At 70.3% G+C, this 14,963-nt stretch carries 13 protein-coding genes; 4 read left to right on the top strand and 9 right to left on the bottom strand.

What is annotated here, in order from left to right; all coding sequences use genetic code 11:
* Window positions 1–71: 71 nt before the first annotated feature.
* Window positions 72–1,397: a hypothetical protein gene (locus AC07FK_RS00885; RefSeq protein ID WP_479101368.1), complete on the top strand. Its 1,326-nt coding sequence runs from the start codon at window positions 72–74 to the stop codon at window positions 1,395–1,397.
* A gap of 227 nt (window positions 1,398–1,624) precedes the next feature.
* Here the strand turns inward: AC07FK_RS00885 and AC07FK_RS00880 are convergent, their stop codons facing one another.
* On the bottom strand, window positions 1,625–2,239 hold the full coding sequence (locus AC07FK_RS00880) for a YceI family protein (protein ID WP_479101366.1): 615 nt from the start codon (window positions 2,237–2,239) through the stop codon (window positions 1,625–1,627).
* A 122-nt stretch (window positions 2,240–2,361) separates the two neighbouring features.
* Window positions 2,362–3,585 carry a glycoside hydrolase family 64 protein gene (locus AC07FK_RS00875; RefSeq protein WP_479101365.1) on the bottom strand — a complete coding sequence of 408 codons (1,224 nt, stop codon included), beginning with the start codon at window positions 3,583–3,585 and terminating at the stop codon, window positions 2,362–2,364.
* A 280-nt stretch (window positions 3,586–3,865) separates the two neighbouring features.
* Between AC07FK_RS00875 and AC07FK_RS00870 the strand changes: the two genes are divergently transcribed.
* From AC07FK_RS00870 to AC07FK_RS00860, 3 genes are all read left to right on the top strand, one after another.
* Window positions 3,866–6,262, top strand: a complete 2,397-nt coding sequence (locus tag AC07FK_RS00870; protein WP_479101364.1) for a polysaccharide lyase 8 family protein — start codon at window positions 3,866–3,868, stop codon at window positions 6,260–6,262.
* A 164-nt stretch (window positions 6,263–6,426) separates the two neighbouring features.
* Window positions 6,427–8,010, top strand: a complete 1,584-nt coding sequence (locus AC07FK_RS00865; RefSeq protein WP_479101362.1) for an acyl-CoA carboxylase subunit beta — start codon at window positions 6,427–6,429, stop codon at window positions 8,008–8,010.
* A gap of 25 nt (window positions 8,011–8,035) precedes the next feature.
* Window positions 8,036–8,230 carry an acyl-CoA carboxylase subunit epsilon gene (locus tag AC07FK_RS00860; protein WP_138894013.1) on the top strand — a complete coding sequence of 65 codons (195 nt, stop codon included), beginning with the start codon at window positions 8,036–8,038 and terminating at the stop codon, window positions 8,228–8,230.
* An 89-nt stretch (window positions 8,231–8,319) separates the two neighbouring features.
* Here the strand turns inward: AC07FK_RS00860 and AC07FK_RS00855 are convergent, their stop codons facing one another.
* From AC07FK_RS00855 to AC07FK_RS00825, 7 genes are all read right to left on the bottom strand, one after another.
* On the bottom strand, window positions 8,320–8,901 hold the full coding sequence (locus AC07FK_RS00855; RefSeq protein WP_028813754.1) for a GTP-binding protein: 582 nt from the start codon (window positions 8,899–8,901) through the stop codon (window positions 8,320–8,322).
* Entirely contained in the window at window positions 8,882–9,436 is a 555-nt protein-coding gene (locus AC07FK_RS00850; RefSeq protein ID WP_479101361.1) for a DUF742 domain-containing protein, read from the bottom strand. The genes AC07FK_RS00855 and AC07FK_RS00850 overlap by 20 nt, the downstream gene beginning before the upstream one ends.
* A gap of 96 nt (window positions 9,437–9,532) precedes the next feature.
* Window positions 9,533–9,946: a roadblock/LC7 domain-containing protein gene (locus AC07FK_RS00845; RefSeq protein ID WP_037649449.1), complete on the bottom strand. Its 414-nt coding sequence runs from the start codon at window positions 9,944–9,946 to the stop codon at window positions 9,533–9,535.
* 10 nt (window positions 9,947–9,956) lie between these two features.
* A complete protein-coding gene (locus AC07FK_RS00840; RefSeq protein ID WP_479101359.1) occupies window positions 9,957–13,127 on the bottom strand; it encodes a sensor histidine kinase in 3,171 nt (1,056 codons plus the stop codon).
* A gap of 339 nt (window positions 13,128–13,466) precedes the next feature.
* The gene (locus AC07FK_RS00835) at window positions 13,467–14,048 is read right to left on the bottom strand and encodes a GTP-binding protein (protein ID WP_479101357.1); all 582 of its coding nucleotides are present in this window, start codon (window positions 14,046–14,048) and stop codon (window positions 13,467–13,469) included.
* Window positions 14,029–14,436 carry a DUF742 domain-containing protein gene (locus AC07FK_RS00830; RefSeq protein ID WP_479101355.1) on the bottom strand — a complete coding sequence of 136 codons (408 nt, stop codon included), beginning with the start codon at window positions 14,434–14,436 and terminating at the stop codon, window positions 14,029–14,031. Before AC07FK_RS00830 ends, AC07FK_RS00835 begins: the two co-directional genes overlap by 20 nt.
* Window positions 14,437–14,547: 111 nt before the next feature.
* A complete protein-coding gene (locus tag AC07FK_RS00825) occupies window positions 14,548–14,961 on the bottom strand; it encodes a roadblock/LC7 domain-containing protein (protein ID WP_037649408.1) in 414 nt (137 codons plus the stop codon).
* Window positions 14,962–14,963 lie beyond the last annotated feature (2 nt).

Below are 14,963 nucleotides of genomic sequence, written 5' to 3'. Positions count from 1 at the left end.
CATCGGTCCGGCGTACGCCCTGGCAGTCACGCGCCTGTCCTAAAATGCACCCATTCGGGTAGCTTTTAACTATGAGGGCACGACCGTTCTCCACCCTGTCAGGGCTGCTGCTCTCCGTGGCGGCCGCCGTACTCGCCGTGGCGCCGGGCGCGCAGGCAGCCACGGGTCTCGACGCGGCGGGGGATGCGCTGCGCCAGGGGCCGGTCTACGTCGATCCGCGCGCCGCCGACCAGCTGCCGCCGCGCGAGGCGGACGCGCTGGAGCAGAAGATCCTCGACGCCGACAAGCCGGTCTTCGTCGCCGTACTGCCGCAGAGCGCCCAGTTCCCGCAGGACGGGCTGCTCGCCGACCTCCGGACCCAGACCGGGATCACCGGTGTGTACGCCGTCCGGCTCGGTGACGGATTCAACGCGGGCGCCGACCCGGCCGTGATGTCGCGTCAGGCCGTCGCCAACCTCACCGCCTCGGTGAAACCGGCGGGCGGCAGCGACGCCGTCACCCAGCTGAACACCTTCGTCGACGACGCGCTCGAACAGGCCCGGGGTGACGCCCCGAGCACCTGGGACGGCGCGGCGGGGACCGGCCCGTCGTCCGTCGTCGGCCTGGTCACGTTCGGTCTGATGCTCGTGGCCGGCGTCTCCGGCGTCTTCCTGGTGGCCAGGCGCAACCGCCGACGTAGCGCAGAGCAGGAGCGTGCCGCGCTGGAGAAGGTGCGGGTGGTCGTCGACGAGGACATCACCGCGTTCGGCGAGACCCTGGACCGCCTCGACTTCCACCCCGGTGAACCGGGCGCCGACGACGCGATGCGGGCCGACTACGAGCGCGCCCTGGACGCGTACGAGAAGGCGAAGTCGGCCATGGCGAGGGCGACGAGGGCCGACGACGTGCGCGCCGTGACCGAGGCACTGGAGGACGGCCGCTTCTCGCTCGCCGTGCTCGCCGCGCGCCGCGAGGGCGCCCCGCTGCCGCAACGCCGGCCGCCGTGCTTCTTCGACCCGCGCCACGGGCCTTCCACGGCCGACGTCGACTGGGCTCCGGCCGGCGGCCACACGCGCCGGGTGCCGGTCTGCGCGGCGGACGCCACCCGGCTGTCCGAGGGGCAGGACCCGATGTCCCGCACGGTCGAGACGGCCGACGGCCGCCGTCCGTACTGGGAGGCCGGTCCGGCGTACGCCCCATGGATCGGCGGCTACTACGCCGGCGGCGTCCTGCCCGGCCTGCTCATGGGCACGATGCTCGGCTCGATGCTCTCCACCCCGGCCTACGCCGACCCGGGCGCCGGCGGTTACGAGGGCGGCGACTTCTCGGGCGGCGACTTCAACGCCGGTGACTTCGGCGGCGGAGGCGACTTCGGCGGGGGCTTCGGCGGAGGCGACTTCGGCGGCGGGGGCTTCTAGCCCCTGGGAGCCGATCCGGGGCCCGGACACAAGCAGTCCCCGGTAGTCCGTCCCGGTTCCGTGAGTCCCAGCCGTCGCTGGAGGCTCCGGACCCGAGCGGATCCGCCGGGGGCCTGGCCAGAACCTGCGAGTGGGTCGTCACGCGAGGCGGCGGACGTCTCCGCCGACCGTGCGGCTCGCTCCGGTTTTCCGGTGTATGAAGAATTTTCCTCCCGATTTCTTCCCAGTCAAGAGGCCGTCGCGTTCTTGACGGCGGAGATGTCGAAGGTCAGCTTGATCTTGTCGCTGACCAGCACGCCGCCGGTCTCCAGGGCCGCGTTCCACGTCAGGCCCCATGCGGAGCGCAGGAGCTCGGCCTTGCCCTCGAACCCGACGCGCTCGTTGCCGAAGGGGTCCGTGGCGGAGCCGTTGAACTCCAGGTCGATCGAGATCGGCCGCGTGACGTCCTTGATGGTCAGATCGCCGGTGATCCGGTAGTCGCTGCCGCCCAGCGCCTCGGCGGAGGTCGAGCGGAAGGTCATCAGCGGGAACTGCTCGGCGTCGAAGAAGTCGGCACTGCGGAGGTGGCCGTCACGGTCGGCGCTGCCGGTGTCGATCGAAGCGATCTTGATGTCGATCGAGGCGGTCGAGGCGGCCGGGTTCGTGCCGTCGAGCCGCAGGGAGCCCGTGTAGTCCTGGAACGCCCCGCGGACGTTGGTGACCATGGCGTGACGGGCGGTGAAGCCGATGCTGCTGTGCGCCGGGTCGATGGCGTACTCGCCGGTCAGGGCGGCCAGGGCCGGGTCGACGGCGGTCGTGGTGGCGGGGGAGGTGGTGGCGGCGCTGCGGGTGAAGAGACCCATGATGACGAACTCCTTCGTGGCGTTGGTTGAACCTTCAACGAGAATGACTGTAGACCCATTCTGTTCAATTTTCAACCAATGCTTTTCGTGAGGCGCCGCCCCCGTGCCGCCGTGTTCCCGTGCTACGACCCGACCGTCAGGGTGAAGCGGCGCGGACTGCCGTCGTGGGCGGCGCCCGAGACGTCCGGACGGCCGTCCGGACGGACGTCGTCGTACGGGAAGGCGTAGCCGATCGGCGTGTTCGCGTGGACCACGCGCGACCAGTGGTTGGTCGACGGGTCGCGGTAGTAGTCGGAGGGGGCCGGGCCGTTCGGCTGGTCGGGGTGGGTGAGCAGGGTCGTGCGGTTGAAGCCCGCCGCCAGGCGGGCGAGCAGCGCCTTGCGGTCGTCGGAGTCACCCGGGTTGTTGGTGAACGGCCCGTGGTTGCAGGTGAAGACGTCCTTCGACGTGGGCCGGGTGAAGCTGTGGCCGCCCGTGAAGGTCAGGACGTCCCCGCTGACCCGGCCCACCCGCACGCCGCGCCCGCCCTGGAGGTCGATCCGCAGGTCGGTGGTGCGGTACTTCTGCCAGACGCGGTCGATGTAGCCGGTGAAGGCGCTGCGGAAGGGCATCTGATCGGGGCGGTCGAAGTAGGGCGCCATGAGGTTCTGCGGGGAGATCACCCGCAGGACCGAGCCGTTCGCGGCGCGGATGACCAGCTTGTCCCACGGCTGGCCGTCCCGAGCGGCTTGGGCGACGAGCTCGTCGGCGATCCGCTGAAGCGCGCCGGCCGGCAGCGGGGCGACGGTGTGGGTGGCGTCGCCCGTGAGGGTGAGACCGATGGGGAGGGCGGTCACCAGGTCGACGTAACTGATGTTGGCGTACAGCTGCTGCGGGTTGAAGGTGAACTCCGCGAACGACCAGGTCCGGCCGTAGTTGGCGTCGCTGGAGGCCGCGAACGCCGGCTCGACCAGGGCCGGGCCCGGGTTGACGAAGAAGGACAGCTTGCCGTCGCGTACGAAGTACACGCGTGCGCCGTACATCTGAGGAAGGGTCAGCACGATCGGTCCCGCGCCCGCCGGGCGCAGCGGCAGGGCGCAGTCGACGGGAAGCGGCGTCTGGGGCGCGGCGGGGGACGAGGGGTAGTAGACGCCGCCGCCGGGGCGCAGCAGCACCCAGCGGCCGGTGCCCTGCTCGTGGCCGGTGACGTAGGCGTTGACCGTACCCGGCAGCGACTTGTTCTCCAGAGCCAGTTCGCAGGTGGAGGGAGCGGCGGCCCGGGTGGTGAGAGCGCTTCCCCAGGCGGGGGAGGAGAGCGCTGCCGTGGCCGCTGTGGCGCCTGTGAGGAAGGTTCGGCGGGATATCACGAGGTGAACTCCTGCTGGTGTAGGGGGAGTTCCACTGTCGGGAGCCCCGGGACGGCCGTCAAGAGCTGTGACTGAGAGCGCTCTCACCACGTTCGCGGGGCGGGAAGCGGGTCCATGCCCGGCCGGGGGGCGTCACTGGCGCACCGCCGGCCGGCCGCAGACGGCGCCCCGTGCGGGGCAAGCGCTTTCCGTTCGGTGGTGCACGAGCATTGAAGGCGCGCGCGGCCCCGTGCTAGACCAGCGGGGCACAGGTCTGAACCACCCTGACCGGAGGTCCCACGTGCCGCCCCCATCCCCCTGGTCCCGCCGCGCCTTCCTCGCCGGCGCCGCAGCCGCCGCTTCCGTCACCGCACTCGGCCCGGCCGGCCCCGCCCACGCCGCTAGCGGCGGCATCGCCGACGGCGGCGCCGACGAGTTCGACGCCCTGCGTCTGCGCTGGGTCGCACTCTCCCTGGGCACGGGGTTCGACGCCGCCGCCGAGCCGTACGCCTCGCGCCTGAAGGAGACGGGCCGCCTCGCCGCGGGCTTCCGCGCCGCCATGGCCCCCGACGACACCTCCCTGTGGCCCGGCCACCCCTTCGACCCGCCCGCCGGCATAACGCAGAGCTACAGCCGGCTGTGGACCATGACCCGGGCCTACCTCCAGCCCGGTACGGGCCTCACCGCCGACGCGTCCCTCCTCGCCGACGTCCTCCGCGGCCTCGACCACCTCTCCGCCCGCGTCTACCACCCCTCGACCACCCGCTACGGCAACTGGTGGGAGTGGCAGATCGGCAGCCCGCGCCTGTTGATGGACATCGTCGCCGCCCTCCACGACGAGCTCACCGACAGCCGGCGCCAGGCCGCCTGCGCCGCCGTCGACCACTTCGTCCCCGACGCCGTGCTGAAGAACTACTCCGGCACGAGCACCGGCGCCAACCGGGTCGACCTCTGCCGCTCCGTCGCGCTGCGCGGCGTCGTCGGCCGCAGCCCGGCGAAGATCGCCCTGGCCCGCGACGCCCTGTCGCCCGTCTTCCCGTACGTGGCCAGGGGCGACGGCCTGTACGCCGACGGCTCCTTCGTCCAGCACACCTGGGTCGCCTACTCCGGCACGTACGGCCAGGTCATGCTCGACGGTCTCGGCCGGCTGTTCACCCTCCTCACGGGCTCCACCTGGGCCGTCACCGACCCGAACCGTCAGATCGTTCTGGACTCGGTCGAGAACGCCTACGCGCCCCTCATCTACGACGGTCTGATGATGGACAGCGTCAACGGGCGCGCCATCAGCCGCGGTTACCTCAAGAGCGACGACCGCAAGGTCATGCGGAGCGACCACTTCCACGGCCAGGGACTGATCGCCGCCGTCGCGCTGCTCGCCGGCGGCGCCCCGGAGGCGGAACGGCGGCGCTGGACCGCCGTCGTCAAGGGCTGGATCGAGCGCGACCGCACGGTGCCGCTCCTCACCGCGCCGCAGTTCGACGTCGCCGACCTCTCCCGGCTGCACGCGATCGCCGCCTCGCCGGTGGCCGCCGCTCCCGAGCCCGTCGCGCACAAGCTCTTCGCCTCCATGGACCGGGCCGTGCACCGGCGGCCCGGCTGGGCGGCCGGCATCTCGATGGCCTCGGAGCGCATCGCGTACTACGAGTGCGGGAACGGCGAGAACCCGCGTGGCTGGCACACCGGCGCCGGAATGCTCTACTGGTGGCCGGGGGAGGGAGGGAACGGCCGGAACGACCGGAACGATCAGTACACGGACTGGTTCTGGCCCACCGTCGATTTCTACCGGCTGCCCGGAACCACCGTGTCCACCAAGCGGCTCCCCGACCGGGCGGGCGGAGAGTGGGGCGCCCCCAAGCCCGCCGTCCAGTGGGTCGGCGGTGCCACCGACGGCGAGTTCGCCGCCGTCGGCCAGCACCTCAAGGGTCTCGGCTCCACCCTGGAAGCCCGCAAGTCGTGGTTCTGCCTGGCCGACACGATCGTCTGCCTCGGCGCCGGCATCACCTCCACCGACGGCGTGCCCGCCGAGACCGTCGTCGACAACCGCATGCTGGGGGAGGGGGGGACGAACCGCCTCAGCCTCGACGGGGAAGGCGCCGCCCCCCGGTGGGCCCACCTCGAAGGGCACGGCGGCTGGGTGTTCCCCGGCGACGGCGCCACGGCCCTGCGCACTCTGCGCGAGGACCGCACCGGCTCCTGGAGCGACATCAACACCACCAGCACCACCGAGCGCCGCACCCGCCGCTTCCAGACGCTCTGGTTCGACCACGGCACCGACCCGGTGGACGCCGACTACGCGTACCTCCTCATGCCGGGCGCCGCCCGCCGCACCGTGGCCGCCCGCGCGGCCGACACCGGCTGGCTGCGGACGCGGGCCAACACCCGCTCGGCCCAGGCGGTGGAGGTTCGCTCCCTCGGCGTCACGGCGGCCAACTTCTGGCAGCCGGGCACGGTGGAGCGGCTGACGGTGACGGCCCCGGCCAGTGTGCTCGTACGGAGGAAGCGCCGCACCGCGACCCTCGTCGTCAGCGAGCCGACGCGCACCGGGCAGCCGCTGGAGCTCGTCTGGGAGCACCGCGCCGCCCGCGTCGTCTCCAGGGACCCCTCCGTCGAGGTGCTGTCCACCGGCCGTACCCTGAGGCTTCGCGTCGTGCCCGGAACGGCCGGCGCGAGCCACCGCTGTGAGGTGGCTCTCAGCTGACGTCCTCCGGCGCCCTTGTCGGACCTCCACAACGGCCGGCCGCTCTGAGCTGGTACTTAGGCTGCATGGCCGGATGGTTCTGTCCGGTGGTGACAGGAGAACGGGCCGGAGACTGTGAAGAGTCGACGGCCTGTTTTTCTTGTACTCCTTCGTAGGGTCAGTGCATGACCGTTTTGGACCAGACGCCGAGCGAGCCCACCGACGCCCGTGGCCGGGTGGCCGAACTGCTCGCACTGCGCGAGCAGGCCCGCCGCGGCCCCAGTGACCGGGCGACCGAAGCGCAGCACGCCAAGGGCAAGCTGACCGCCCGTGAGCGCATCGAGCTGCTGCTCGACCCGGGTACGTTCAAGGAGGTCGAGCAGCTGCGCCGGCACCGGGCGACCGGGTTCGGCCTGGAGGCCAAGAAGCCCTACACCGACGGTGTCATCACCGGCTGGGGCACGGTGGAGGGCCGCACGGTCTTCGTCTACGCCCACGACTTCCGCATCTTCGGCGGCGCGCTGGGCGAGGCCCACGCCACCAAGATCCACAAGATCATGGACATGGCCATCTCGGCCGGTGCCCCGCTGGTCTCCCTCAACGACGGCGCGGGCGCCCGTATCCAGGAGGGCGTCTCCGCGCTCGCCGGCTACGGCGGCATCTTCCAGCGCAACACCCGCGCCTCGGGTGTCATCCCGCAGATCTCGGTGATGCTCGGCCCGTGCGCGGGCGGCGCGGCGTACAGCCCGGCCCTCACCGACTTCGTCTTCATGGTCCGCGAGACCTCGCAGATGTTCATCACGGGCCCGGACGTCGTGCGCGCCGTGACCGGCGAGGAGATCACCCAGAACGGCCTCGGCGGCGCCGACGTGCACGCCGAGACCTCGGGCGTCGCGCACTTCGCGTACGACGACGAGGAGACCTGCATCGCCGAGGTCCGCTACCTCATCTCGATGCTGCCGTCCAACAACCGCGAGAACCCGCCGACGGTCGACTCCGAGGACCCGGCGGACCGCCGCTCGGACGTACTCCTCGACCTGGTCCCCGCCGACGGCAACCGCCCCTACGACATGCGCAAGGTCATCGAGGAGCTCGTCGACGACGGCGACTTCCTGGAGATCCACGAGCGCTGGGCCACCAACATCATCTGCACCCTGGCCCGCCTCGGCGGCCAGGTGGTCGGCATCGTGGCCAACCAGCCGCAGTCGCTGGCCGGTGTCCTCGACATCGAGGCCAGCGAGAAGGCCGCGCGCTTCGTCCAGATGTGCGACGCGTTCAACATCCCGATCGTCACCCTGTTGGACGTCCCCGGCTTCCTGCCGGGCGTCGACCAGGAGCACGGTGGGATCATCCGCCACGGCGCCAAGCTGCTGTACGCCTACTGCAACGCCACCGTGCCCCGGATCTCCCTGATCCTGCGCAAGGCCTACGGAGGTGCGTACATCGTCATGGACTCCCAGTCCATCGGCGCCGACCTCACCTACGCCTGGCCCACCAACGAGATCGCCGTGATGGGCGCCGAGGGTGCCGCCAACGTCATCTTCCGCAGGCAGATCGCCGACGCCGACGACCCCGAGGCCATGCGCGCGCGCATGGTCAAGGAGTACAAGGCCGAGCTGATGCACCCCTACTACGCCGCGGAGCGCGGCCTCGTCGACGACGTGATCGACCCGGCCGAGACGCGCGAGGTGCTGATCGCCTCCCTCGCCATGCTCCGCAGCAAGCACGCCGACCTGCCGTCGCGCAAGCACGGCAACCCCCCGCAGTAATCCTGCGACGAAGAGGAGAACCTCAGTGAACGAATCCCTGCTGCGCGTCGAGAAGGGCCACGCCGAGCCCGAGGAACTGGCCGCGATCACCGCGGTCCTGATGGCCCGCGCCGCGAACCGCTCCGACGAGGCCCCGGCCCACCACGGCCGCTCCACGGCTGGCTGGCGCCGCCTGGAGCGCACCCCGGGCTTCCGGGCCCCGCACAGCTGGCAGGGCTGAGCCCCACCGCTCTCTCAGCGCGTACGACGAAGGCCCCCGTCCACTCTTCCGAGTGGCGGGGGCCTTTCTCGTACGTACGCTCCGTACGCCTACCGCAGCCGCGCCATCAGGGCGTGCTCGACCAGGGTGATCAGCGCGCTCTTGGCATCCGCACGGTGGCGGGCGTCGGTGGTGAGGATCGGGGTGTCGGGGCCGATCTGCAGGGCCTCGCGCACCTCGTCCGGGTTGTACGGCTGGTGTCCGTCGAAGCCGTTAAGGGCGATGACGAACGGCAGCCCGCTGTTCTCGAAGTAGTCGACGGCGGGGAAGCAGTCGGCGAGCCTCCTCGTGTCGACCAGGACGACGGCGCCGATGGCACCGCGCACCAGGTCGTCCCACATGAACCAGAAGCGGTCCTGACCGGGCGTACCGAAGAGGTACAGGATCAGGTCCTGGTCCAGCGTGATACGGCCGAAGTCCATGGCCACCGTGGTGGTGGTCTTGTCGCCGGTGTGGGTGAGGTCGTCGATGCCCGCCGACGCGGACGTCATGACGGCTTCGGTGCGCAGCGGGTTGATCTCCGAGACGGCTCCGACGAACGTGGTCTTGCCCACGCCGAAACCGCCCGCCACCACGATCTTCGCGGAGGTTGTGGAGCGGGCTGCTCCGCTGCTAGAGCTTGCGAAGTCCACTGAGCACCCTTTCGAGCAGTGTCACGTCTGGCTGACCACCGGCGGACTCGTCGCCGCCGGGCTGGTGAATGGCTACAAGTCCGGCCTCGGCCAGGTCGGCGACGAGGATCCGGGCCACCCCGAGGGGGATGGTGAGAAGTGCCGAGATCTCGGCGACCGACTTGATCTCGCGGCACAGATGGCAGATCCGCTGGTGCTCGGGCAACTGCCCTTGCAGACGTGACGGGTCCGCCGTGGTGCTGACCAGTGCCTCGATGGCGAGCTGGTAACGCGGCCTGGTGCGACCGCCGGTCATGGCGTAGGGCCGGACCAGCGGGTTGTGGTTCGCCTGCGAGGCGGCGGGCGCGGGGGCCCGCCGCGACTGCGCCGGCTGGACGCGCTGCTGAGGCTGCCGCTGGTGCGGAGGCTGCTGCTCGTACTGCTGCGGCCGGCTCGGCGCGGAGGGGAAGTTGAACCTGTTCTGCGAGGTGTCACCCTGATTCTGACCCTGGCCGTAAGGCCAGTTGGCCGAAGAACCGTCCGGGGGTGTTGCCACGTTTCCTCCTCCGACTGCCGGGCGCCCGATTGCTTGCTGAGGTGCCACGTTCCCGAACATTAAAGCCCGTGGACACCGAAGCGCACTCTTTGTCTGCTAGTTGAGAAGACTTCCTTGCAGCTCGGCGCGCAGGTCCGGAGTGAGGACACTGCCGGCCCTGTCCACCAGGAGAGCCATCTCGTAACCCACGAGACCGATGTCGGCCTCGGGGTGGGCGAGTACGGCCAGCGAGGAGCCGTCCGAGATCGACATCAGGAAGAGGAAGCCGCGCTCCATCTCCACCACGGTCTGGTTGACCGCGCCGCCCTCGAAGATGCGGGACGCGCCCGCCGTCAGCGAGGTGAGTCCGGAGGCCACCGCTGCCAGCTGGTCGGCGCGGTCCCGGGGGAAGCCTTCGGACATCGCCAGCAGGAGTCCGTCCGCGGAGACCACCACCGTGTGGGACACCCCGGGGGTGTTGTCCACGAAGTTGGTGATCAACCAGTTCAGATTCTGCGCCGCCTGGCTCATCGGGCTCACACTAACGCTCCTGGTTGTAGGTGTTGCCATGGCCACTGTCCTGATCGTATGTGGCCGCCGTGTTCGTGTCCGTTCCCGCGTTGCGACCCTGCTGGACACCCCGGCGCAGGTTGCTCAACCTGCCCCGGACGTCCTCGGGAGCGCGGGAGACCTGTGGGCCGCCCTGCGGGGTCTGCTCCGCGGTCCCCTCGACCAGGTTGGCCTTGGGCACCCGCCGGGGAAGACCGGAGGAGGTGACTCCGCCTGCCTTGGGCTCACGGAGCTTCTCCGCCCGCTGCCAGCGCTCGTCGTTCGACGAACGCCACTCATCGGTACCGGTGCCGCCCTGCCCGTCCCCGTCCTGCCGCGGCGCGTCGTGCTGCGGCTGCTGGGCGACGACCGGCTGCTGCGTCAGGTCCTGACCGACGGACTCCGCACCGGGCTGCCAGTGCTGCTGGCCGCCACGCCGCGGGAGGCCGGCGCCGGTCATCTCGTGGCCGGGGGCCGGGGAGGAACCCGGACGGTCGAAGCCTACGCGCTCGCGGTCGTTCGCGGGAGCGCCCGGACCAGATTCCGCTTGCGACCCGAACTCCGGTTCGTACGCCTCCTGGTAGGAAGCCTGGTCCGGCCAGTTCCCCTGGTGGGAGGCGGAATCGTACGAGTCTTCGTACGTCGCTTGCGGTGCCGCAGGCTCCTGGTACTCGGCGTCCGGATACGTCTGGTACGCCGGGAAGTCGTCGTACCCGCCCTGGTCGTACGCCGGCTGCTGGGGCTGCTCGTACTGCTGCTGCGGGTCCTCGTACGACTGCTGGTCGTCGTACGACGCCTGCTGCATCTCGTCGCGGAACAGCGGGCGGTCGCCGGTGGTCTGGGCCTCCAGCTGCGCGCGCCGCTCCTCACGGATCAGCGAGCGGCCCACCGGGTCCAGCTGCGCGTCCTCGCCCTCGTTGCCGTAGCGCGAGTCGTCGAAGCCCAGCTCGGCCGCGGTGCGCATCGGAGCGCTCTCGTACGCCTGCTGCTCGGGAATGATCGAGGAGACCGTGAAGTCGTCGTGCGGGAGCGGCTCGCCGCCGCCACCGTGGGTGATGGCGTCCGGGAGCATGACGAGCGACGTCGTGCCGGCCTGCTCGCCCGAGGGGCGCAGCTGGACGCGGATGCTGTGGCGGTCCGCGAGGCGGCCGACCACGAACAGGCCCATGCGCTGCGAGACGGCGGCGTCCACGGTCGGCGGGTTCGCCAGCTTGTGGTTGATGTCCGCGAAGTCCTCGGCGGTGAGGCCGATGCCCTTGTCGTGGATCTCGATCATGACGCGGCCGTCGGGCAGCCGGGTCGCGGTGACGCGCACCTTGGTCTGCGGCGAGGAGAACGTGGTGGCGTTCTCCAGGAGCTCGGCCAGCAGGTGCACGAGGTCGGTCACGGCCTGGCCGTGGATCTCCGACTCCGGTACGCCGGTGAGTTCGATGCGCTCGTACATCTCCACCTCGGAGGAGGCGGCGCGCAGCACGTCGACCAGCGGGACCGGCTGGTTCCAGCGGCGGCCCGGCTCCTCGCCGGCGAGGACCAGGAGGTTCTCGCCGTTGCGGCGCATACGGGTCGCGAGGTGGTCCAGCTTGAAGAGGTTCTCCAGCTGGTCCGGGTCGGCCTCGTTGTTCTCGAGGTCGGTGATCAGCGTCAGCTGGCCCTCGATGAGGGACTGGTTGCGGCGCGAGAGGTTGGTGAAGATCGCGTTGACGTTGCCCCGGAGCATGGCCTGCTCGGCGGCGAGCCGGACGGCCTCGCGGTGCACCTGGTCGAAGGCGCGGGCGACCTCGCCGATCTCGTCGTGGGACGTGATCGGGATCGGCTCGACACGGGTGTCGACGCGGCCCGGCTCCGTACGGGAGAGCTGGTCGACGAGCATCGGCAGGCGCTGCTCGGCGATGCCGAAGGCGGCGGTCCGCAGCCGGCTCATCGCGTTGCTCATCTGGCGCGCCATGAGACCGGCCAGGATCACGGAGGTCAGCAGGGCGATGACGACGATCAGGCCGTTGACGATGGCGTCGGTCTTGGCGTCCGAGGAGATCGCGGCCGCTTCCTCCACCGCCTTGTCGACGAGGCCCTTCTCGATCTCCGTGTAGCCGTCGAACTTGGCCGTGGACGCGGCCATCCAGGCCTCGGGGGTGACGCCCTCCGCCTTGAGGCCCGCGGGCTTGCCCTGGCCGATCGCCTCGGCCATACCGTCCAGGATCGAGCCGCCCTTGCTCGGCGGCGCCTTGAAGGGCACACCGGCCTGCTGGGCCTGCTGCTTGGCGGCGGCGAGCTTCTTGGCGCCGTCCTCCGCCTTCTCCTTCATGATGCGCTTGAGCTTGTCGGTGTCCTCCTGCGTACCGCCGGAGACGTACTCGCCGAGGGCGATCTGCTCCAGGTAGTTGTACGAGTTGAACGCGACCGTCTGCTTCGCGAGCTTCTCCGGGTTGCCGCTCGGGCGGACCAGGAGGTGCGTGCCGATGGAACGCTGGAGCGACGTGGCGGCCTTGGCGAGCTGGACGGCGTAGACCGTACGGCCGTAGGCGGTGATGTTGCCGGTGCCGAGACCCAGCTCGTTCGACAGCTCCATCAGGTAGTGATGGATCTGGACGTAACCCTCTTCGGTCTTCACCGGGTCGAGAGCCTCGCTGTACGCGGCCTTGCGGAGCTCGGCGAGCCTGGGCTCCTCCTTGGCGAAGAGACCGAGACGGCGCTCGAGGCCCTGCTTCTCCGGGATGTCCTCGGTGGCCTCGCGGAAGTTCTTCGCCGCCTCGTCGGTCACGGCGTACGCGTCGGCGACCTCGGAGCTCTTGCGTTTGCCCTCGAGGAGCGGCTTGGCGGTCAGGTCGCGCTCGTTGAGCAGCGCCTGTCCGTACTCCGAGGCGGCGCGGACGAGAACGGCCGTCTTCTCGGCGTCCTGGGCCTCCCGCCAGGTGTCGATCGAGCCCTTGACCTGGAAGCCGCCCATGACGAGGCCGACCAGCACGGGGATGAGCAGGATCGCGTTCAGCCTGGTGGGCACGCGCCAGTTGCGCGGCGAAAGCTTGCTGCTGCTGCCACCACTGCCACCACTGCCCCTGGGGGCGGCAGCGGGCGAGGTCGCGGGCGACGTCGCTGTGCGCGGCGGCGGGGTGAAGTTGCCCCGCGCCTGCTGCTGTGCGGAGCTCGTCTTGCTGCTACGCCTCACTCGACCAACAACCTCTCGGCGTCGGCACCTACGTTGTGCCGTTTTTCTCGTTCAGGGCCGTACTACTCGGGAGTTCGACGAATTCCAGCACGGGGAGCGGCTGCGTTCCAAACAGGGGGAACCGGCCATTCCGAGTGTTGTAAGCCTCAGATAAAACGGTCAAAAAGAGCGAGCCCCGCCAAATGGCGGGGCTGATGTGAGCGCAGCGGCACCGTGCGGTCGCGTGCCGTGGCGGCCGTCGCGCAATTCTCTTTCGAAACGTTATGAACACAGGGGCGGAGAGTGTCAAAGGACACAGTCCGCCCCTGTGGGGCTACGACAACTGCCGTATATGAGCAACTACTTGAGACGGGCCATCAGTGCGTGCTCGACCAGTGTGATCAGGCCGCTCTTCGCGTCGGCCCGGTGGCGGGCGTCCGTGGTGATGATCGGGGTGCCGGGGCCGATCTGCAGAGCCTCGCGCACCTCGTCGGGGGTGTACGGCTGATGCCCCTCGAAGCCGTTGAGGGCGATGACGAACGGCAGCCCGCTGTTCTCGAAGTAGTCGACCGCGGGGAAGCAGTCGGCCAGACGGCGGGTGTCCACCAGCACGATGGCGCCGATCGCGCCGCGCACCAGGTCGTCCCACATGAACCAGAAGCGGTCCTGGCCCGGTGTACCGAAGAGGTACAGGATCAGGTCCTGGTCCAGCGTGATGCGGCCGAAGTCCATGGCGACGGTCGTCGTCGTCTTGCCACCGGTGTGCGTGAGGTCGTCGATACCGGCGCTCGCGCTGGTCATGACGGCCTCGGTGCGCAGCGGGTCGATCTCGGAGACCGCGCCCACGAACGTCGTCTTGCCGACGCCGAAGCCGCCCGCCACCACGATCTTCGCAGACGTGGTGGAGCGGGCCGTTCCGCTGCTAGAGCTTGCGAAGTCCACTGAGCACCCTTTCCAGCAGCGTGACGTCCGGCGTACCGCCGGCCTCTCCGTTGCCCGGCTGGTGGATCGCCACCATGCCGGCCTCCGCCAGGTCGGCGACGAGGATCCGCGCGACACCGAGCGGCATCGACAGCAGCGCCGAGACCTCGGCCACCGACTTGACCTCGCGGCACAGGTGGCAGATCCGCTGGTGCTCGGGCAGCAGCGAGGAGAGGTGCGCGGGGTCGGCGGTGGTGCTGACCAGCGCCTCGATGGCGAGCTGGTAGCGGGGCCGGGTCCGGCCGCCGGTCATCGCGTACGGGCGTACCAGCGGCTGGTCGCCTTCGTGATCGTACGACGCGTCGAAGCGCGCTCCGTACGGATCATGAGAGGCGGGGGGCGGGGTCATGGATCGATCCTCCGGGCATGACGGCAGGGGATGGGCCTGCCGTCTGACGGGGCCGGGGTGGGGGGCTGTGCGCGGCCTTGGGTCTGTTCTCGGCAATACCTGGTGCGCTGCCTAGTGGAGAAGGCTCCCCTGGAGCTCCGCACGGAGGTCCGGGGTCAGAACGCTGCCGGCCCGGTCGACCAGCAGCGCCATTTCGTAGCCGACGAGGCCGATGTCGCAGTCGGGGTGAGCGAGTACGGCCAGGGAGGAGCCGTCGGACACGGACATGAGGAAGAGGAAGCCGCGCTCCATCTCGACGACGGTCTGGGTCACAGCCCCGCCCTCGAAGATCCGGGAGGCCCCCGCGGTCAGCGAGGTCAGTCCGGAGGCGACGGCCGCCAGCTGGTCGGCGCGGTCACGCGGGAAGCCTTCGGACATCGCCAGAAGGAGTCCATCGGCGGAGACCACGACCGTGTGGGACACCCCTGGGGTGTTGTCCACGAAGTTGGTGATCAACCAGTTCAGATTCTGGGCCGCCTGGCTCATCG

Source organism: Streptomyces sp. NPDC046122 (assembly GCF_056429965.1).
This window is presented reverse-complemented; position numbering and strand designations above follow the sequence as displayed.